Origin of the sequence: Oceanispirochaeta crateris (genome assembly GCF_008329965.1) — a bacterium.
GTDB classification, from domain to species: domain Bacteria; phylum Spirochaetota; class Spirochaetia; order DSM-2461; family DSM-2461; genus Oceanispirochaeta; species Oceanispirochaeta crateris.
Window position 1 is genome coordinate 1,978,794 of record NZ_CP036150.1, and the last position, 19,831, is coordinate 1,998,624.

Genomic DNA, 19,831 nt, shown 5'->3' on the forward strand with positions numbered 1-19,831 from the left:
ATGAAATGTTTCGACCGTGAAAAAATGGAGTACTACCCACTCAGAAGCAGAGACAGCAAGGTAAATATCTCAACGACAGCTCTGAAACCGGAGACATCTGCACCTCCAATCGGAAAATCTGAAAGCGAAAAGATAGACAGTATAGCCGGGGAGATCAGAGAATCCAGAAAAAACAAGAAACCTGTCATACTGGCATTTGGCGCTCATGCCATAAAAAATGGATTATCCCTGATTCTTTCCGCTTTGATTGAAGAGGGGTGGGTGACTCATCTAGCCACAAACGGTGCCGGAGTCATCCATGACTGGGAGTTTGCATATCAGGGATTAAGCTCTGAAGATGTGCGCAGCAATGTCAAACAAGGAAAGTTCGGCACCTGGGAAGAGACAGGGCTGTACATCAACCTAGCCCTGGCTGCGGGAGCCTACAACGGCCTAGGTTACGGAGAATCCCTAGGGGCCATGATTAGCACTGGTGAACTTGTCATTCCCTCACAGAAAGATCTGATGTCTCTGATCCAGGGAGACAATCCAGCCACGGAGCTCTGGCAAAGGGCGGCAGCAGCCGACTTTCTTGAACTAATCCTTTCTGAAAAATTATCCCCAGGTCCCCTGAAAATCAACCACCCTTTTGCAGACTACAGCATCCAGGCCAGAGCTTTTACTGCGGGGATACCTTTCACAAGTCATCCCATGTTTGGTCATGACATCATCTATACACACAGGGCCAACAGAGGTGCTGCCTTAGGTCGCTGTGCTCAAAAGGACTTCCTTGCTTTTACCGATTCAGTGTCCCGCCTTGAAGGCGGAGTATACCTCTCTGTAGGATCGGCGGTGATGTCCCCTATGATATTTGAAAAGGCACTCTCAATGGCGCGCAATGCCGCTCAAAAAGAGGGTCGTATAATCAAAAACTGCCCAATCCATGTGGTTGACCTTCAGAAACAAACCTGGGATTGGAGCCAGGGAGAACCACCGGCAGACAATCCTGCCTATTACCTCCGTTTTATGAAAACCTTCAACCGTATGGGCTGTCCCGCCGATTACAGCTCTATGGACAACAGAACATTCCTCCATCATCTATATAAGAGACTGAGTCTATGAAAAAAAAGACCGTAACTATATCGGACATAGCAACTGAAGCCGGTGTCTCTAAAGCCACCGTTTCCAGAGTCCTGTCCAACTCTCCTAAAGTAAAAAAGGAATCGAAAGAAAAAATTCTTAAAATCATGGAAAAGTATTCCTATGTGCCAAACAATATGGCCCAGAGTCTGGCCGGAACCCCGCGTATGACCATCGGAATCGTCATCGATGAACTAGCCAACTTCTTTTTTATCGAAGTAGCCGACGGCATCGATAAGGTCATCAGTCATTCAGGATACTCCATGCAAATTTCAAGCTCCAGATGGGACGAAGAAAATGAATTGCGCCTTGTTCGCCAGCTCATCAGCAGCCGTGTTGACGGTATCATCCTGGCTCCTGTTTCTGAAACATCCCGCTCCATAGCACTTTTAAAATCCTCGGGGATACCCTTCCTTCTCATCAATGTGATCCCCAAGCAGGAAGACTTAGCCTTTGTCAGCTGCGATAATAGCGCAGGAGGAAGGTTGGCAGGACAATTTTTCAACAGGATGCACAGGCCTTGTCAAATCCTGATTACGGGATATCCCCACCAATCCATAAGCTACAGGATTCAGGGATTCAAAGAGACTTTAGAGAAACCGGAAGAATTGATTCATTATGAAAATATAAACACCTATGAACAGGGGTATGAAATAGCTTCGGTTCTGTTGATTAAGAACCGGCTTGCCAGCATTAAGACTGCTCTTTTTGTGACGAATGATAACGTAGCCATCGGAATCATTACGCGTCTTCTGGAACTGGGTATTTCTATACCGGAGCAAGTTTCAGTTATCGGGTATGATGATATAAAACTGTCCACTTTCTGCAGAATACCTTTGACAACGGTTTCTCAAGGGATAAAAGACATAGGCAAGATTGCCGCCATGGAACTACTTGAAATGATCGAAGGAAGCGCGGAAGAACTCCCTCAGCACCTCATTGAACCGCAGATTGTCATGAGGCAATCTGCGGTTATTCTATAATTCAAAGGGATCTAAGGGGTGTCCATTTTTCCATGTCTTCATTGTTTTTAATAATAGCCTCAATGAACGAGAGGCCAAGAACACCCTGAGAGGCATTTGGAAAATCACGCCCGGGAAGGACAGACTCGCCTCTTATATAGCGAAAGCCACTATTATAGATGTTAGCAAATGCTGAAATAAGGCCTTCTGGATGACCAGCAGGTAAACGCGCGGCCATTTTGGCATCTCCACATAAAGCCGGCGTACCCTTCTTATAAATCGTGCTGGTTCCATCTCCGTTCATTAACTCCAGAGTCTCTGGATATTCCTGATCCCAGGACAAACCAGCCCTGCTTCCATAGACTCTGATCCTCAGGGCATTCCCCTCTCCCGAAGAGACCTGGGAAGCATGAAGGATACCTCGTGCTTGATCCTCAAAATGAATAAGAACTGTGCCCTGGTCATCTAGGGCGTTCCCTTGAATAGTACTCCCAAGATCCGCGCAGACCTCATGGGGAACAAGGCCCGTAATGGTCTGAATGAGATTTAGAGCATGGATACCCACATCCATCATTGTGCAGGAAGGACCTGAAATTTCCGGATTCAAATGCCAGGTATTAAAAAGCTCTGGATTTTCGACTAATGGAGATAACCATCCTTGAGTATACTCCACAACGATTCTGATAATTTTACCAAGTGCACCTGATTCTACCAGAAACCGAGCCTGTTTCGTCATAGCATAACCCGTATAACCATGGGTAAGAGCATAAAGGAGACCTGTCTCCTCTGTCTTTTTCTTAATTTTTGATGCTTGTTCCATTGAAATTGCCATGGGTTTATCTGAAAAAACATGGATACCGGCCTCAAGGAAAGCCATTGTCAAATCATAATGGCTGCTATTAGGGGAGGCAATTATAACGAAGTCGATGCGGTCTGAAGCAGGTCTGGACAATTCTCCACGAATCATATCTTTGTAATCTGAATAGACTCTTTCTGGATTTAGTCCAAGTTCCTTTCCCCTATCTTTACTCTTCTGAGGATTACTGGAGAAAACACCAGCCTTGATTTCAGACTCACCCATCAGACAAGCACCAGCTCTATGCACAAAACCGATGAAGGAGTCTTTTCCGGCACCAACTATTCCACCTTGTAATACTCTCATTGAATCACTCCCAGTATTCGATTAATCGTCTCCCGATTGATAGATGTTCCTGCAAAATCATCAAAAGCTTTTCCAGCAGGATCAATAATCATAGACTGTATAAAGGGAGCTCCTTCGGCTGCCCCCTGAACCGAACTCTTAATACAGCACTCCCATTCAAGAACAGCCCAGGAATCGTATCCTACTTCTGTCAACTTCGTAAAAACCTGCTTAAAATCAACCTGCCCATCCCCTAAACTCCGAAACCGTCCCGCTCTATTCTGCCAAGATGAATACCCTCCGTATACACCCTGGCGACCCGTTGGATGGAACTCAGCATCCTTCACATGGAATGCCTTGATCCTGTCTCCATATATATCAATAAACTGAAGATAATCCAGACATTGGAGTATAAAATGGGATGGGTCATACAAGATATTGACACGAGGATGATTTCCAGTGGCTTCTAAAAAAGCTTCAAAACTTAAACCGTCATGCAAATCTTCACCGGGATGAATCTCAAATGCAATATCCACTCCGTATTCATCAGCTACATCCAAAATTGGCTTCCATAGCTTGGAAAGAGACCGAAAACCTTGCTCAACAAGGCCTTCAGGCCGTTGAGGCCACGGGTAGAAGAGAGGCCACATAAGAGCACCGCTAAAACTGGGCATCACCTTCAAACCGAGATTTGCAGAGGCTTTCACCGCATTGATCATCTTTTGTACTGCCCAGCTCTGCCTCTCCTGAGGCTTACCCCTCAAAGATGGTTCGGTGAATCCATCAAAAAGTTCATCATATGCCGGATTGACTGCAACAAGCTGTCCAAAGATATGCGTTGCCAGTTCCGTAATTTCCAGTCCATGGCATTGCCCTTTCAAATCATCACAATATGTCTTTGATTGAGAGGCAAGATCAATGTCTATCAGGTTCTTTTCATTTGCAGGAATCTGAACACCCTTGTAACCAAGAGATTGAGCCCACTCTGTAATATGGTTCAAATTATCAAAGGGGGGCTTATCTCCCACAAACTGTGCCAGAAAAATAGCCGGTCCTTTAATCATATTCATTTAGACCTCCAACTTATATTACTGATTGTTTCATGCATATTCAAAAAATAGGCTGTCCATTTTTCAACAGACAGCCCGTTTTAAAAACAGATTCAAATTGATTCCTATTGGAAATTCAATTCATCTTCAACATAGTATTGATCAGCATTTTCTTTGGTGACCAATTCTGCTGCCAAAATGATGCGTATAGGAAGTTTTTTCTGATAAAAACCCTCGAAAACCTGATCATTAAGTCCCAAGACAGCAAGACCAACGGCAGTTGCAATACAGTCTGGTGGATAAGTAACATTGGCTTTAACCAAGGGATTTGAATCATCCATGATCATTTTCAGGATCTCCTTATCAGCTCCACCGCCAAGAAAGATCTTAATATCATCCCGGCCTGACTCTTTATATGCCTGAAGAGCCCCTTTCATCATGTCATCATCGGCTGTATACACTGCATCAATCTCCGGATATTTCTGCAGATAATTCTCCATTACCGCAAGGGCTTTTTCTGGATTCCACATTCCGGGCTGGGAATCAAGAACTTCCAATCCATATTTGGCTGCTGTTTCTTTGATGGTATCAACTCGAATACTATTGATTACACTAGGTATACCCTCGATGATAACGATCTTTCCTTTATTTCCAAGCTGCTCGGCGATCCATTTGGTACCTTCACGAGTATAGCCTTCATCATCATTCGAGATGTAAACGTCATAGACTGGTTTTGTGGCACCCCGGTCCAGTACAACAGTATAAATACCGGCGTTATATGCTTTTTCAATAACCGCTGTCAGAGATGAGTCAAAGGGAAAGCAGACAAGAGCGTCAATCTCTTTGATCATCAAGTCTTCAATATCAGAAGCCTGTTTTGTCACGCTATCGGCAGAGACAACAAGGAACTCCAGTTCTGGATGTTTTTCTTCCCAATCTTTAACTGATTTCTGTACCCACCAGTTTACGCGGCCCATATAACCATGTGTTGCCGTAGGCAGTGAGACCCCAATCTTACCGCTATAGCTTTTTTCCATAACCGGAGCAGCCTCAGCTGCAGGAGCCGGTGCTGCAGCAGCCATAGGGGCTTCCTCTTTAGCACAGCCGGTGATCATAAATGCCCCGGCAAACAGCATGAGAACCATCGTTACAGACAAGATCCTTTTCATACTTTCCTCCAAATTTTTCTTATATCTCCAACAGCTGTCACACAGCTGCCAAATCCTGAATAAGGGTTATCCTGCGGGCTTGCTGGCAAAACTCTTGACTGTTTCCCATTGTGCCCTCTGCATCCTCACTGGGGGTAATCCCCGAAGTATCAAGTCCATATCATCAAGAACCATCCTTCCGATAAGACTAAAAGCCTGAGGTATTCCTCCTGCTCTATGAGCAGACAGCAGAAGATGATCGTTGTTCCGGGCAGGATGGGACACAGCCAGAGGCTCTATTGGAAAAACATCCGTTGCAGCTGTAAAGGCACCCTGTGCTGTAAGTTCACATAGAGCTTCAAAATCAACCACAGCTGCACGGCTCATCAAAAGAAAAAAGGCATCCTTATGGATCATTTCCAGCTTTTTCCGGTTTAAGAAGCCTTGATTTTCCTTCGTTACTCCCGCAAAGACAAAGATAAAACGAGTCGTTTTCAAGACCTCATCCAGTGTAGCGGGAATACAGCCCGCCTCCTCTATGATGCTATCTGGAATCCAGGGATCAAAAATTTTTACGGAACAATGAAAAGGTTCCAGCAATTTCACCATAGCCCGGCCCAGATTTCCGAAGCCAATAAACCCGACCTCGGAGCCGGATAACAACAGCGAATCCCGGCATCCATCGGCCAAATAAACCTCCTGACCTTCCCGGAACCGCCGATCTTCCCGTGTGATCCCGCGGCATAAGTCAAGAGCCATCCCCAGAGACATCTCAGCAACCGCTTGTGAGTAGGCACCACCGCAGTTGAGTACGTGAATATTCTTTTTAAAGCAGTAGTCATAATCAATGTTCTGATAAAAATTCCCTTCCACATTGAAAATAGCTTTAAGATCTGGAGCCTTCTTCAAACGTTCTGCAGGCAGATCCATCTGGCCGATTAGCGCGACAGCCCCATCTAGATGTTCATCAAGACGTTGATAATCCACTGGACCGTCACCGAGGAACTCTAACTGAACCATCTTTTTGAGTTGTGCCATCAACTTCCCCGGAAAAATAAGATCTAACCTTTGAGGATGGGGAGCTGCCACGACTTTCTTCTTATCCATGATATTCCTCTGAAAACGAATATTTCATTACTGCTTTTGCTTTTGGACGTAGACCGCAGCAATAATCACAATACCTTTCACGGTTCCCTGCAAATAGGGAGAGACGCCAACCATGTTGAGCATGTTGTTGATGATCCCCAGAATCAGGGCACCAAAGATGGTACCCCAAATGGTTCCACGCCCTCCTGCCATAGCTGTTCCGCCGATGATAACCGCCGCAATAGCATCCAATTCAAAAGCCAATCCCATATTAGAAGTACTCACGGCATTAAACCTGGACCCCAACAGAATGGCCGATATACCAACCAGAACACCTATCAATGTGTAGGCTATGAATTTTGTTTTATCCACGTTGATGGCTGAAAATAGAGCCACCTTCTGATTAGATCCCACTGCACAAAGATAACGGCCGTAACGGGTATTATTCAAAACAAGATTTAAAACGGCTGCCAACCCCAGCAGGAAAAAAACTGGAACAGGGACGAACATGAATGTACCCATACCAAACTCTCCATAAAGGGAGTTATGTGATTGAATTTCTCCAGCATTTCCTATGTAGAGACTCATGGATCTAAAAATGGCCATTGAACCTAAGGTAGCAATAAAGGGAGCAATTTTCCCTCTTGTAATCATAAAACCGTTAAAGGCTCCAGCAGCTCCTCCCACAAGGATACCGGTGATAAAACCAATGAGGATAACAATCACTTCATTGTCTACTACCTTGAGAGCCGCATTCATTGTCAAGATTACAACTGCCCCGGTGAAGGCAGTGAGAGACCCTACTGAAAGGTCAATACCAGCGGTGATAATCACAAAAGTCATCCCCAGGCCGATAATTCCTGTATAGGAAACCTGCCGCATGATATTGATCAAATTCTGAGGTTTCAGAAAGTAAGGACTTAAAAAAGAAGACAAAACAATAAGAAACACCAGAGCTATGAACGAAGCATACCTCTGCCAGTTAAAATGTTTTAACTGACTCCATAAAGATTGTTTATCCATTTCTTCAGAATTGACTGATTCCATATCAGGCTTCCCCCTCGATAATTCCTGTTGCATATAACATGATTGATTCTTCTGAAATCTTCTCACCTTCCAAAACACCCGTAACTTCACCATCTTTCATAACCACAACCCTGTGGCACATACCGATAAGCTCTTCCATCTCGGAAGAAATAAAGATACAGGAGATCCCCTCCTTAACAAGGTTGTTAATGAAATAATAGATTTCCTGTTTGGCAGACACATCGATCCCTCTCGTGGGTTCATCGACGATCAGAACGAGAGGCTCCGTATCAATACTCTTGGACATGGAAACTTTCTGCTGATTTCCGCCACTCAGAAATTCAAGAGCCGTATGCAGACTCGTTGTTTTAAGATTGAATAGATTTTTGTATTTTTCACTGGATTTTAGCTCTCGGGCCTTATCAATCCAACGAAGAGAATTATTAGAATACCGGGGTAAAGAAACTAAAGTGGTATTTCTGGCAACCGAAAAAGATGTAATGATTCCACTCCCCTGCCTATCTTCCGATAAATATCCCAAACCGGCCTTAACAGCATCTTCGGGGTGCCTTATCTGCAGAGTTTCTCCATTCAGCACAACTTTCCCCTCTGACATTTTTCGAAGCCCCATAATTGCTTCTGATACTTCAGTGCGCCCTGCTCCTACAAGTCCTCCCAGTCCGAGGATTTCACCTTTACGCAGGTCAAAACTCACCCCGCGGACTAATCCATCAACACAAATATTCTCCACTTTAAAAACAACCTCACTTTCAGGCTGAACCTTCGGCGGAAAAATCTGAGAGAGTTCTCGTCCGACCATGCTCTGTGCCATTTCTTCAGGACTAATGCTTTCAATATTTGCATCCAGAACAAAGTTTCCATCTCTTAATACAAGAACCCGATCACAGATCTCTTTGACCTCTTTTAATTTGTGAGAGATGTATACAATTGTCAGCCCCTTTTCCTTCAACTTTTTCATCAGTTTGAATAGGATATTAATCTCATGACTCGTCAAAACAGAGGTCGGTTCATCCATGATCAACACCTTGGATTCAAAGGCTAGTGCCTTGCTGATCTCTACCATCTGCTTCTCTGCACCACTAAGATTCTCAATTTTTTCATCAGGAGAAATTTCAACTTCCAATGATTTCAAGAGAACACCAGTTTTCTTTTTCATGGCATCCTTATCTAGAAATCCACTTTTTTTACGAATCTCGGAGCCCAAAAAAACATTATCCGAAACTGTTAAATCATTGATAAGATTAAATTCTTGCGGAATGATGCTGATTCCAATTTTTTTGGCAGATGCAGTATTACCGACAACAATAGGTTTGCCTTCAAAATAAATATCTCCCGTCGTGGGTTCGTAAATGCCGCTTAGAATCTTCATCATCGTAGATTTACCCGCTCCATTTTCACCAATGAGCCCCAGGACTTCTCCCCTATTGATACCGAAAGAGACATTATGAAGAACTTCTACTGTAGAAAAGCTTTTACAAATATTCTCAACCCTTAAAATCTCATCACTCATCGAGGATAGCACTCCAATTGTGTTTAAATTGTAACCGGTTCCAATTCTACCATGGCGAAAATAGGGTGTCAACTTTTTTATTATCATCCCTATTTTAATTGATTTATAGAGAATATTTATAGATAAACAAACAGAATTTATAGAAATATAAACAAAACATATCTCATGATAAAACTGCCCCTTTTCAGGAACCGGTTACAAAATATATTTGACTGTTTTGGTAAATCCATTATAATGGATGAGGCATTCTCCAAAGGGAAGATTTTAGTGAATATAAACGATATTGCCCGCCTAGCTGGCGTCTCAAAGGCAACCATATCCAGAGTGCTATCCCGTTCTCCTCATGTAAATGAATCCACAAGAAAGAGAATACAGAAGATCATAGATGATAATGGATTTGAACCCAGCCATCTGGCGCGGAACCTCTCTCGCCGAAAAAGTCAGACCATTGGAATTGTCATTGAAGATATTGCCAACCCCTTTTTCATCAGTATCAGCAGTGAAATTGAGAAGATCCTATATGAAAAGAAATACAACATGATGATCAGCAGCTCCCAATGGAACCGAGATAAAGAGTTAGAAATAGTCCAATCCATGATCCGTAGCAGTGTCGATGGTTTTATAATTGCACCAATTTCACCAGATTCTGAAGCAGTGGCTTTGTTAAAAAGAACAGGCCGGCCTTTTATCCTAATGAACACATTCTCTGAAGATCCAGATGTCAATTACGTATCCACAGATGATATAGAAGGGGGAAAGCTGGCAGCAAGACACATGTACAGCCGGCTCAGGAAGGATGAGAAAATCATCCTGGTAACAGGTTATGAACACCAGAATCTTAGCAGGAGAATGGAAGGTTTTTTTCTGTATATGGAAAGCAAAGGCATAGAAAGAGATCAAATTACCCATTACAGGAACATCAATACATACAACGACGGTCTGGCCATAGTTCCCACTATCTTGATGCGCAGCAAGTTAAAATCAAATAAAGCCAGCATATTTATAACAAGTGATGATATCGCCATGGCTTTGCAGGAAGGTCTGCTCCAGAATGGCCGAACCTTACCCGAGGATATAAGGATTATTGGCTATGACAATATCGAATTTTCCCGCCGATGCCGTATCCCTCTGACTACGGTAGAACAGTCTCAAAAAGACATAGGAATCATTGCGGCTATGGAGCTTCTGGAGCTGATAAACAACCCTTTAAAAGAGGTAAAACAATACCTTTTACCTCCCCGTTTGATCCTTAGAGATTCCAACCCCTAAAACTCCTCAGTCCAAAAAAATCTAATAATCCTTTGATTCCTGAGCCAGTTTTTCTTTAGTGGAAAGCAGACCGCAGGCAGCAAAGATATCCTCTCCCCGGCTCTTTCTTATGGTTGTGTAGTAGCCCTTCCCTTTCAAAATTGTCTGAAAGGTTTCCATCCGGGACCGTGAGCTGCCCGTTAGTGGAGAATCGGGAATCGGATGAAAATGAATTAGATTAACCCGGGCTTTGATCCCTCCCAGCAATCGCGCCAAAGCCCTGGCATGATCCTCTGAATCATTGACTCCGTCAAAGCAGATGTATTCAAAACTCAGACGGCGTTGTCCTGACCAGTCGTACCCTTTGAGTAATTCGATGATGTCGGCAATGGGATAAACCTGCTGAATAGGCATCAGACTCTTACGTTCTTCCTCATAGGGGCTGTGTATACTGATGGCCAGGTGTACACCCGTTGTATCCAGAAACTTTTTCATTCCCGGAATGATCCCGATGGTAGACAGAGTGATCCTTTTTGAACTCATCCCATAGCCCCAGGAAGATGTTAAAATCTCCAGGCTGTCCAAGACAGAATCCAGATTATCCAAAGGTTCCCCCATGCCCATATAGACTATGTTTGTGATATTTTTAACCTCCGGCAGGCTATGAAATTGGTTCAATATTTCTCCTGCACTCAGATGGTACTGAAACCCTTGCTTCCCAGTCATACAAAAGAGACAACCCATTTTACAGCCTACCTGACTGGAGACGCAAAGAGTGGCTCTGTCTCCATCTGGAATATAAGCCGCTTCTACATATTGATGTCCTTTGATGTGATAAAGATATTTTTTTGTTCCATCCACCGAGACATCCACTTTCTGGTGAGCCATGAGGCCCAGCTGATATTTTTCTTTTAATCCCTGCCTGGCTTCCAGAGAAAGATTGGTCATTTCATCGATAGATGTGATTTTCTGTTGATAAAGCCAATTGGCGATCTGTTTTCCCACGAAGGGTTTTAATCCCTGGGACACAGCAAGGTCCTGCAATTGAGAGAGCGTTTTTCCAAATAATGCGTCCATTTGAATCCTTAAAAGTATATTTCACATATTATTTTATCAAATTCTACCCCTTTTGAAAGGAGTAGATCCCGAATATCCACGATCATTGAGGATGAACCGCACAGATAGAAACAGGTTTCCTCAGGACACTGAGCAAAGGAAAAATCCTCTTTCAGATATTTCGACAACCTCCCGGAGTAAAAACCATGCTGTTCCAAAAGAGAAGAACAGGCAATATACCTCCGATCCATAATCTTTAAAAAGTTCTCATAGAAATAAAAGTCCTTTTTCTGCCGTGCACCATGCACCAAAATAGTATCTTCTAAAGCCTTGCCCGATTGAACCATAGAGTGAAATGGAGCAATGCCTGTACCAGTGGCAATCCAGACCATAGGCGCTTTCACAGATAGAAAATCACCAAAAGGGAGGCTCGTATAGAGGCTGTCACCCTTTCTCAATCCGCTCAGCCGGGGTGTCAGTCCGCCATCAGAGACCCGATTGTATAGGATACCCCAGAAATCTTCACAATTTCCCGAGGCGATACTGTAATACCGGACAGTAGATCCAGGTGTATACGACAAGGCTAGAAGCTGTCCCGGGATAAAAGTTCCGGAGACTCCTTTAGGATGTTCCAGCTTGATGTAGAAGACATCTTCTGCAATCTCTTCCTGTTCCAAAATTTGGATTTTATATACAGGCTCCATACTCCCCCAAAAGGCACATAATCTCCTTAAATATAGGATGTTTTGTCCTCTCTTGCCTGAATAAAATAAAAGATTTGACAGCTCTTTGGTACAGACGTATCGTACCAGTTAAGGTGTTAAAACTTTAACAGTCAAACCGGATAGGCTAAAAAAGGAGAATCATGAAAATGAGTTTGATTGGTTTGGATATTGGAACAACAACCATCTGCGGAGTTCTCTTTTCCCTGAAAGAGAAAAGAGCTATCAAGACACTGAGCCTCAATAATCATTTTATAGAGAGTGAAATTCCAGGAGAATATATTCAGGATCCACAGCGGATTTACCTGGACATAAAAGCCATTTTGGATGAGCTGATTGATTTTTCAGAGCAAAAAATTGAAGCACTGTCTCTCTCGGCTCAGATGCACGGGATTCTCTACGTGAATGATGAGGGAGATCCCGTCTCCCCCTTTTACACTTGGCAGAACCAAAGGGGATTAAGACAGAAGCAGGGACAGATGCTGAATGAAATTGTCTCGGAAAAACTGGGATACCAGGTACACTCAGGATACGGTATTGTGACCCACTATTCCCTTTTACAAGATGATGAGGTTCCAAAAGGAGCCGCAAAATTCTGCAACATAGGAGACTATATCGGCATGCGCCTGGCAGGGGCTTCAACTCCCGTCACAGACATAAGCCTGGGAGGCAGCATGGGCCTGGTGGATCTCCAGCAGGGAACCCTGGCAGGGACACTCAAAAATCTGCCTCTCCTGGACGAAGAAATTCTCCCTGCCCTTGTATCATCGACGGAGTTATTGGGACATTATAAGGGGATTCCAGTCATCCAGGCTTTAGGTGATAATCAGGCCAGTTTTCTCGGTTCCGTAATTGAGAAGGAGACCAGCCTTCTTCTCAATTACGGAACTTCCGGCCAAGTCTCATTTTACAGAAAGGAATTTGCCCAATACCCTCACTTCGAAACAAGAGCTCTGGGCAATGAAGGATACATTCATGTGGCCTTCTCTCTCTGCGGAGGGCACTCCTATAAGATTCTAGCCGGTTTTTTTAACTCCGTGACAGAACTCTTCTCCGCAGGTAAACCTCAGAATATTTTAAAAATCATGGATGATCTCGACCTCGATTTCACCACAAAAGACATGGACTGTCTGCCCCTGTTCCTTGGAGAACGGGGTGAGGAAAAGCAACTGGCATACTTTAAAAATATAAGAGATATTAATTTTACACCAGCCAATATGATTAAGGCTCTGGTTCAGGGGATGATCCAGGAACTCTTCCGCTTTTATGATGAACTTCCTATGGATGTAAAATCTGGCATGAAGACCCTGGTGGGAGCTGGAAATGGAATCAGAAAAAACAGACATCTGATAAAGGCCGCCGAATGGACATATAAAAAACCACTTGTCCTTCTGAAAAACAGCGAAGAAAGCTGTCTGGGAGCCCTTATAAATGCCGGTAAAGCGGTCGGAATCTTCAAAGATTATTCGGAAGGCGCACGCGCCATCGTTGAATACATGAGTCAGGGGCTATCCTAACAATGGGGATGTACCACTCCTTGTATGAAGAGTAAGAATTTAAGCTAAGATCTCAAGAGAATAAAGATATTCTCTTTCTTCCTGCTGTCAAAGCCCCATACAGCCGATGTTGAAGTTATGAAATACCAGATGAAACACCCCATACCCTGGCTTATTCTGATTCTTGGAACTCTTGCCTCTCCCCTTTGGGCGGAGGAAGTAAAACTTGAATTTATTCATAGGGAAGGGCAGATCTTCCATGCTGATTCCCTTGTTGACGAAACTGTATATGTTGACGGTCTATTCAGCCACCAGGCGGAGATTGATGAATTTTCAGTTTCAGCTATCAAGCATGTGGGAGAGGACGGCAGAGCTGTCATCGATTCAAGCTTCAGAACTGTAGAGCGTATAGATGTCCTGCCGGGAGTCCTGGAATGGATGAACGAAGAAACGGTCCGCCTGGAAAGAGAAATGACAGGAGAATTATTCGTCCCCCTGGAAGCGTCACGTCCGGTTCTCAGAAACGTGCCTCGCTTTCCTGAGACCCCTGTTAAGCCGGGAGATACCTGGAGCCTGCCGGCAGAAGAAGTTCATGTATTCAGAATCGGAGGCATCATCTATGGCCCCTACCGCGGAGACGTGCAGGTTCTCTACACATACGTAGAGAATCAAACCCTGGATGACAGGCATTTCGCCCTGATCTCCATGGAATACAGCATTTATCTCCCTGTCAGGAGCGGAACAGAACCGATCCGCCTGATTAGCGGTCATTCTTCGCAACAGTTGTTATGGGATATAGAAAAAGGTCAGCAGGTCCACAAACGTGAGGACTTTGAATTCCTCATGATGATGTCTAACGGACGAACTCAGGAATTTATGGGTATTGGTGAGACAAATTATAGAATCACAGCTTCCATAGACCGTGAAGAAGCGGTCAAGTCTCTGGAGACCGAGTTGGAATCTATTCCGGGAGTAACCATCAAGCCAACAGAAAAGGGGATTCTCCTTTCAGTGAATGAAACAGACAGGATTCTCTTTCAGCCTGACTCTTCAATTGTATCGGATGATCAGAAATACCGACTGGAAGAACTGGCACGAAGTCTCCATGCTTACCCTCAAAGAGATATTCTCATCACAGGACATACTGCGGATTATGGAACACTGGAAGGCCGCAAGAAACTATCCAGAGACAGAGCGGCAGCAGTAGCGGACATCCTGTTCCCTCAGGGACGAACAGGACCCGGTCGTCTATTTCTAAGAGGTGCGGGAAATTCAGAACCCCTCGGGTCTGATATGGAAGACCGCCGGGTAGAAATCCTCATTCTGGATTGACCGGAAGTCCATTTCTCAGGGAGAAAATAAATGAAGTACAATAATAGACTCATCCACGAGCAGAGCCCCTACCTCCGGCAGCATGCCCACAACCCTGTTAACTGGTATCCCTGGGGAGAGGAAGCCTTCAGCCAAGCGAAAGAGGAAGAGAAACCCTTGCTTATCAGCATAGGATATTCTTCCTGTCACTGGTGTCATGTGATGGAAAAGGAATCTTTTGAAAACGAAAGGGTTGCCCGCCTCATGAACGATCATTTTATATGCATCAAGGTAGACAGAGAAGAACGTCCTGATATAGACAGCCACTATATGAATGCCCTCCAGATGTTAACAGGCCGGGGGGGATGGCCGCTGAACATGTTTGCCCTGAGCGATGGAAGGCCTTTCTATGGTGGTTCTTATTTTCCAAGAGAACAATGGATGGAGATACTCTCTCTTCTGGCCGGAGAATTTACTTCCAATCAGGAAAAATTTGTCACAGCAGCGATATCCATTGAACAGGGTATCCGGGATCACACACTGACTCTGCTGAATTCAAAAGAGTCTGATTTTTCAATCGCAGAGCTGGGGTCCTCTCTTTCAGAATCTTCCAGGCGTTTTGACAGAGTTCATGGAGGTCTTCAGGGAGCACCCAAATTTCCCATGCCCGTTCTCTATAAATCTCTTCTGTCTTGGTCCTACTTGATGGAAGATGAACAGCTGAAGAAATTTGTTTTTTTGACACTGGATAAAATGGCTTCCGGGGGAATATACGATCAGATTGGCGGAGGATTTTCCCGCTATTCCACAGATGAAATCTGGAAAGTACCCCACTTTGAAAAGATGCTCTACGATAACGCCCAACTGGTTTCTCTCTATGCCCAGGCCTATAGCCTGAGCGGCAATAAACGTTATAAAGAGCTTATAAACCAGACTCTGGAATTTATAGATGAATGGATGACCTCACCCGAAGGCCTTTTCTACTCGGCTCTGGATGCAGACAGTGAGGGGGAAGAAGGACGCTTCTACATTTGGGAGCAAAAGGAACTACAGAGTCTTTTGGGTAAAGACTACCCTCTGGCAGAATCGTATTATGGTATAAACGCTGAAGCACTTTGGGAAAACGAAAAAAACATACTGCTCCTCCCCGGGAGGCAAAGCCCGGTTGCGTTCCCGGAATCCGAGAGGCTGAGAATCAATGGAATTCTTAAAAATGCCAGAAACCGGAGGATTCCCCCCAGCCTGGATGATAAGTCCCTGACCTCATGGAATGCTCTGATGATCAAAGCCTATACGGATGCCTACAACGCTTGGGGAGACTCCCGCTTACTGGAAAAAGCCGAAAAGGCAACCTGTTTTATATTGGACCACCTCATGACAGTCCATGGAGGACTGTTTCACGCCTTCAGAGAGAGCAAGAGTTATATCAATGGATTTCTGGAAGACTATGCCCATTTGATCAGTGCTCTGATTTCCCTCTTTGAATCAAGCGGCAAAGAGAACTATCTTCAGAAAGGGGAAGAATTGACGCAAAAAGCAATACTGGATTTCTATAGAGAAGAGGAGAAGATTTTTTTCAGCACCACCGGTCAGGATCGAATTTTAAGTCCTTGTGTAGATCAGACCGATATGGTCCTACCCTCCTCCAATGCCGTGATGGCTCACAACCTATTTCGTCTATCAAAACTGACAGGAAAGACCTCTTATAATCAAAGAGCTCGGGAAATGACAAACCGGATGGCTAAACGTGTAGGAGAAAATTGTCTTTATTATTCTCACTGGGTAGAACTGATGCTTTACCAAACAATGCCTAGTTATGAAGTGGTTGTTGTGGGGGATAAGGCAGATGAATTGAGCCGTGAGATCAGAAAAAATTACCTGCCACAGTTTGTGTGTGCGTTTTCAACTGTTCCAAGAGAGGATCTGCCTCTGTTCCAAGGGCGCTATAAAGAAGGAGAAACTCTAATCTACCTCTGCCGGGACAACAGCTGTGGCCTCCCGGTCAGAACAGTAGAAGAGATGCTTCGGCAGATCCGCAATAATTGATAAGAGAAACGACCTTCTAATCGATCATAACTTCCCGGCCTTCCGTGGCAGACTTCACTAAAGCATCAATGACCTTCACATCTCTCACAACTGTTTCCTGATTAATAACCAGAGGAGACAGGCCCGTAACAGCCGAGTAAAAGTCTTTCCACTCTTCAGTAAAGGAATCTTCTTCTTCAAGAGGATAGGACAGACTCGTCCCATCGGATTTTAGGAGAAGAATGCTATCTTCCTTCAATATTAGGGAACCTTCTGTTCCAAAAACCTTTAAGCATTCTTCCTGGTCACTGTGCTGCCATCCCATATTAAGAGAACTGATGGCTCCTGAATGGTGGGTCAGCAGGGCAAACCCCATATCCATGGTTCCCAGCTTGGAATTAATACTCTTTGTTTTTGCCACAACTGAGTCAATAGAACCGGCGATCATCTGCAGGGCATGAACAAAATGAACACCCCCATCCATCACATACCCCCCTGGGTATTCATTCTGATTACGCCATTGAGTCTGATTGTATTGATTGTCTACAGCCAGAAACTGGAGAACATTCCAATGAAGAGAGTGCACTTTGCCGATGAGCCCTTCCTGACAGAGCAGGCTGGCTTTCTTAAAACTAGGATAGTATTGAAAGTTTTCCGCCGTCATAAACAAAGGACCGTCTTTCTGAGTCAGTTCCAAGGTCAATGCTGCTTCTTTGGCATCTACCCCGGCAGGCTTTTCACAAATAACATGCAGCCCAGCCTCGATACACTGACGGCTCACTGGATAGTTCATGGGGATGGGAAGAGACACAAGAACAGCCTCCAAATCCGTTTCTTTCCGGATCATCTCCTGCCAATCTTTGTAAATGGGTAAGGCGGAATTCCCCAAAAGTTCCGCGGTCTTCCTTGCCTTGGGTTCTGAATGATTACAAAGAGAGATGACCTCAATTTTATCCTTCAATTTCAACAAGGCTGGGAGGTGTGCTATCTGAGTGATAATTCCGCAGCCAATGATTCCAATTTTCAAAATGTACTCCTTTTCATTCAAATATTATGTAAGTATATAACAAGCGCCAATTAAGAAAATGCAGTTTCAGTGCGATTTCTACCCAAATGCTTAGCCTGATATAGGGCAATATCTGTCCTCTTGATAAAATCTTCGACCCTCTCTGTTTTATCTCCGGTCGTGGCAATTCCCAGGCTGATGGTATGAGGAATGAGAATGTCTTCATAGGGCGTGCTGTTTACTTCAACGCTGCGCCGAAATCGTTCTGCCGCAACCCACCCCAGGTCTTCAGAAGATTCGGGAAGCAGGATTGCAAATTCTTCCCCTCCAATTCGAAATTGAAGATCGGTGGTGCGAAAACAGTCTCTTGATAAAGCGGCTAGATGACGGAGGACAGCATCTCCGGCAGGATGACCATATTGATCATTAATTCTTTTAAAGAAATCCACGTCAAAGACAATGAGAGTTAAAGGGTGTCCGTATCGTTCCGCCCGGAGGAATTCTTTCTCCATACAGTCCTGATAATGTCTTCTATTGTAAAATCCAGTCATAGAATCGGTCACCGAAAGAGAATACAGTTTCTCTTCGGCTTTCTTTCTCAAACTCACATCCACAATCGTAACAAGATACCCTTCTTCTATGGATGTAAATGTCGTTTCTGTGAAATGAATGGTTCCGTCTTTCGCGGGGATCTGAATCTCGACTGGGCCGTAACAGCCCGGCTCGGCAGGAGGTGGCAAAAGAGTCTCTAACTGACTTCGAAGAGATGCTTCTGCTGCAACATCAAGATGGCAGAAGAGCGTCTCCAAAACCCCCACTCCCTTTAAATCATTCCGGTCGTATTCAAAACTATCCTCAACCATCTGATTGATATAGCTTATGTTCAGAGCCTTATCCAAAAGAACAATACTAACAGGAGAGTATTCCAGAATTCTTGAAAAATACTGTTCTCCTTCACGGATCTTCTGAGTCCTGTTTTCAAGTTCTTCTTCAAGCATTTCCTGCTGTTCCAAAAGGCTCTTCATAAATTGATCCCGTTCGACCGTTGTTTTATCCAACTGCGACTTTATCAGAGTGAGGGCATCAAAAATGGGTAATAAAGGATGGTTGGATTCAATTCTGTAGGAGCTTGGTCTGGGTTTCCTGGAAGTCCAGTCTATGCTGTTGAGGTACTCCAGTAAATCGAGGATGGGCTGATTGAAGGCTCTATCTCTCCTGTATTTGCCCCAGGATCTTAATTTTTGCAGCAATGAATCTCTTACCTCCGGCAATTGACCCAGCTGTTCAAAGCGGGCGGCCATTAAGGCAGCCTCCGTATAGGTATTACAGATTCGTATGTCCGTATTCAGAATTTTCATTTTTTTAGCCAGAAGAACGCTCATTTCCTGACGCGGAGTAGCGTTGCAAAAAATGATACCGGCCAGGGCAGCATCGTTTACTATGTTTTTCATGAAGTAATTACGAGCTCTCCATGAAGCATTCTTAAAATCTTTCCAATCCTGAATAATCAGACATTCAGGAGGAGAATTCATATAGGTTTTAACGATATTGATACCGTATTCGACAGACGCCACCTCGGCAGAAAAATTGGCAAATCCGCGACCTTCGATGACAAGGGTCTTCGTTCCTATGATTTTGAAACCACTGCTAAAAGAAGGGCCCATGGCAACATCCTTCCACTCCTCCAGTTGTCTGAGAGCGAGACCAGTAACAGAACATGTTACATTTGGAAATGTATTTGTCTCAACCATAGGGCTTGCCATGATCCTTTCGGTGGTCTATTGAGGCGAATTGGACAAAATATCATCCTGCCTTTATACAATTTTTATTATGACATAAATTCTACTAAACTGAAACATCCATATAGGAGTGCTCAAAAATCCATATCTGGACGGATTTATTGGT

16 protein-coding genes are annotated in these 19,831 nt (G+C 44.2%); 6 read left to right on the forward strand and 10 right to left on the reverse strand.

What is annotated here, in order from left to right:
* Nucleotides 1-1,101 carry a GSU2086 family protein gene (locus tag EXM22_RS09000; RefSeq protein WP_149486197.1) on the forward strand — a complete coding sequence of 367 codons (1,101 nt, stop codon included), beginning with the start codon at nt 1-3 and terminating at the stop codon, nt 1,099-1,101.
* A complete protein-coding gene (locus EXM22_RS09005; RefSeq protein WP_149486198.1) occupies nt 1,098-2,102 on the forward strand; it encodes a LacI family DNA-binding transcriptional regulator in 1,005 nt (334 codons plus the stop codon). The genes EXM22_RS09000 and EXM22_RS09005 overlap by 4 nt, the downstream gene beginning before the upstream one ends.
* 1 nt (nt 2,103) lies before the next feature.
* Here EXM22_RS09005 and EXM22_RS09010 read toward each other — a convergent pair whose 3' ends face one another.
* The 6 genes from EXM22_RS09010 to EXM22_RS09035 form a co-directional block, all read right to left on the reverse strand.
* Nucleotides 2,104-3,243, reverse strand: a complete 1,140-nt coding sequence (locus EXM22_RS09010; RefSeq protein WP_149486199.1) for a Gfo/Idh/MocA family protein — start codon at nt 3,241-3,243, stop codon at nt 2,104-2,106.
* Nucleotides 3,240-4,292, reverse strand: coding sequence for a sugar phosphate isomerase/epimerase family protein (locus EXM22_RS09015; protein WP_149486200.1), 1,053 nt, complete (start codon nt 4,290-4,292; stop codon nt 3,240-3,242). Before EXM22_RS09015 ends, EXM22_RS09010 begins: the two co-directional genes overlap by 4 nt.
* 104 nt (nt 4,293-4,396) lie before the next feature.
* On the reverse strand, nt 4,397-5,440 hold the full coding sequence (locus EXM22_RS09020) for a substrate-binding domain-containing protein (protein WP_149486201.1): 1,044 nt from the start codon (nt 5,438-5,440) through the stop codon (nt 4,397-4,399).
* 66 nt (nt 5,441-5,506) lie between these two features.
* A complete protein-coding gene (locus EXM22_RS09025) occupies nt 5,507-6,526 on the reverse strand; it encodes an NAD(P)-dependent oxidoreductase (RefSeq protein ID WP_149486202.1) in 1,020 nt (339 codons plus the stop codon).
* Nucleotides 6,527-6,553: 27 nt separating this feature from the next.
* A complete protein-coding gene (locus EXM22_RS09030; RefSeq protein ID WP_210411575.1) occupies nt 6,554-7,552 on the reverse strand; it encodes an ABC transporter permease in 999 nt (332 codons plus the stop codon).
* A gap of 1 nt (nt 7,553) precedes the next feature.
* Nucleotides 7,554-9,062 (reverse strand): sugar ABC transporter ATP-binding protein, encoded by a 1,509-nt coding sequence (locus EXM22_RS09035; RefSeq protein ID WP_149486203.1) that lies wholly within the window; start codon nt 9,060-9,062, stop codon nt 7,554-7,556.
* A gap of 267 nt (nt 9,063-9,329) precedes the next feature.
* Between EXM22_RS09035 and EXM22_RS09040 the strand changes: the two genes are divergently transcribed.
* Nucleotides 9,330-10,331, forward strand: a complete 1,002-nt coding sequence (locus EXM22_RS09040) for a LacI family DNA-binding transcriptional regulator (RefSeq protein ID WP_168203426.1) — start codon at nt 9,330-9,332, stop codon at nt 10,329-10,331.
* Nucleotides 10,332-10,352: 21 nt separating this feature from the next.
* Here the strand turns inward: EXM22_RS09040 and rlmN are convergent, their stop codons facing one another.
* Both rlmN and EXM22_RS09050 read right to left on the reverse strand, forming a co-directional pair.
* Nucleotides 10,353-11,387, reverse strand: a complete 1,035-nt coding sequence (gene rlmN / locus EXM22_RS09045) for a dual-specificity RNA methyltransferase RlmN (RefSeq protein ID WP_149486205.1) — start codon at nt 11,385-11,387, stop codon at nt 10,353-10,355.
* A gap of 8 nt (nt 11,388-11,395) precedes the next feature.
* Nucleotides 11,396-12,043: a ferredoxin--NADP reductase gene (locus tag EXM22_RS09050; RefSeq protein WP_168203427.1), complete on the reverse strand. Its 648-nt coding sequence runs from the start codon at nt 12,041-12,043 to the stop codon at nt 11,396-11,398.
* Nucleotides 12,044-12,231: 188 nt separating this feature from the next.
* On the opposite strand from EXM22_RS09050, the gene EXM22_RS09055 reads away from it, so the two are divergent.
* The 3 genes from EXM22_RS09055 to EXM22_RS09065 all read left to right on the forward strand — a co-directional run bounded on the left by EXM22_RS09055 (nt 12,232) and on the right by EXM22_RS09065 (nt 16,941).
* Nucleotides 12,232-13,605: a sedoheptulokinase gene (locus tag EXM22_RS09055; protein ID WP_149486207.1), complete on the forward strand. Its 1,374-nt coding sequence runs from the start codon at nt 12,232-12,234 to the stop codon at nt 13,603-13,605.
* A gap of 117 nt (nt 13,606-13,722) precedes the next feature.
* Nucleotides 13,723-14,916 (forward strand): OmpA family protein, encoded by a 1,194-nt coding sequence (locus tag EXM22_RS09060; protein ID WP_149486208.1) that lies wholly within the window; start codon nt 13,723-13,725, stop codon nt 14,914-14,916.
* Nucleotides 14,917-14,946: 30 nt separating this feature from the next.
* Entirely contained in the window at nt 14,947-16,941 is a 1,995-nt protein-coding gene (locus tag EXM22_RS09065) for a thioredoxin domain-containing protein (RefSeq protein WP_149486209.1), read from the forward strand.
* 16 nt (nt 16,942-16,957) lie between these two features.
* Here the strand turns inward: EXM22_RS09065 and EXM22_RS09070 are convergent, their stop codons facing one another.
* Nucleotides 16,958-17,947, reverse strand: a complete 990-nt coding sequence (locus EXM22_RS09070) for a Gfo/Idh/MocA family protein (protein WP_168203428.1) — start codon at nt 17,945-17,947, stop codon at nt 16,958-16,960.
* A gap of 50 nt (nt 17,948-17,997) precedes the next feature.
* Nucleotides 17,998-19,677, reverse strand: coding sequence for a sensor domain-containing diguanylate cyclase (locus EXM22_RS09075; RefSeq protein WP_168203429.1), 1,680 nt, complete (start codon nt 19,675-19,677; stop codon nt 17,998-18,000).
* Between the last annotated feature and the right edge of the window lie 154 nt (nt 19,678-19,831).

Bases quoted from the DNA above. Each gene is read 5' to 3' on its own strand.
- EXM22_RS09000 (WP_149486197.1), top strand. From the start codon at position 1: ATGAAATGTTTCGACCGTGAAAAAATGGAGTACTACCCACTCAGAAGC.
- EXM22_RS09005 (WP_149486198.1), top strand. From the start codon at position 1,098: ATGAAAAAAAAGACCGTAACTATATCGGACATAGCAACTGAAGCCGGT.
- EXM22_RS09010 (WP_149486199.1), bottom strand. From the start codon at position 3,243: ATGAGAGTATTACAAGGTGGAATAGTTGGTGCCGGAAAAGACTCCTTC.
- EXM22_RS09015 (WP_149486200.1), bottom strand. From the start codon at position 4,292: ATGAATATGATTAAAGGACCGGCTATTTTTCTGGCACAGTTTGTGGGA.
- EXM22_RS09020 (WP_149486201.1), bottom strand. From the start codon at position 5,440: ATGAAAAGGATCTTGTCTGTAACGATGGTTCTCATGCTGTTTGCCGGG.
- EXM22_RS09025 (WP_149486202.1), bottom strand. From the start codon at position 6,526: ATGGATAAGAAGAAAGTCGTGGCAGCTCCCCATCCTCAAAGGTTAGAT.
- EXM22_RS09030 (WP_210411575.1), bottom strand. From the start codon at position 7,552: ATGGAATCAGTCAATTCTGAAGAAATGGATAAACAATCTTTATGGAGT.
- EXM22_RS09035 (WP_149486203.1), bottom strand. From the start codon at position 9,062: ATGAGTGATGAGATTTTAAGGGTTGAGAATATTTGTAAAAGCTTTTCT.
- rlmN (WP_149486205.1), bottom strand. From the start codon at position 11,387: ATGGACGCATTATTTGGAAAAACGCTCTCTCAATTGCAGGACCTTGCT.
- EXM22_RS09055 (WP_149486207.1), top strand. From the start codon at position 12,232: ATGAAAATGAGTTTGATTGGTTTGGATATTGGAACAACAACCATCTGC.
- EXM22_RS09060 (WP_149486208.1), top strand. From the start codon at position 13,723: ATGAAATACCAGATGAAACACCCCATACCCTGGCTTATTCTGATTCTT.
- EXM22_RS09065 (WP_149486209.1), top strand. From the start codon at position 14,947: ATGAAGTACAATAATAGACTCATCCACGAGCAGAGCCCCTACCTCCGG.
- EXM22_RS09075 (WP_168203429.1), bottom strand. From the start codon at position 19,677: ATGGTTGAGACAAATACATTTCCAAATGTAACATGTTCTGTTACTGGT.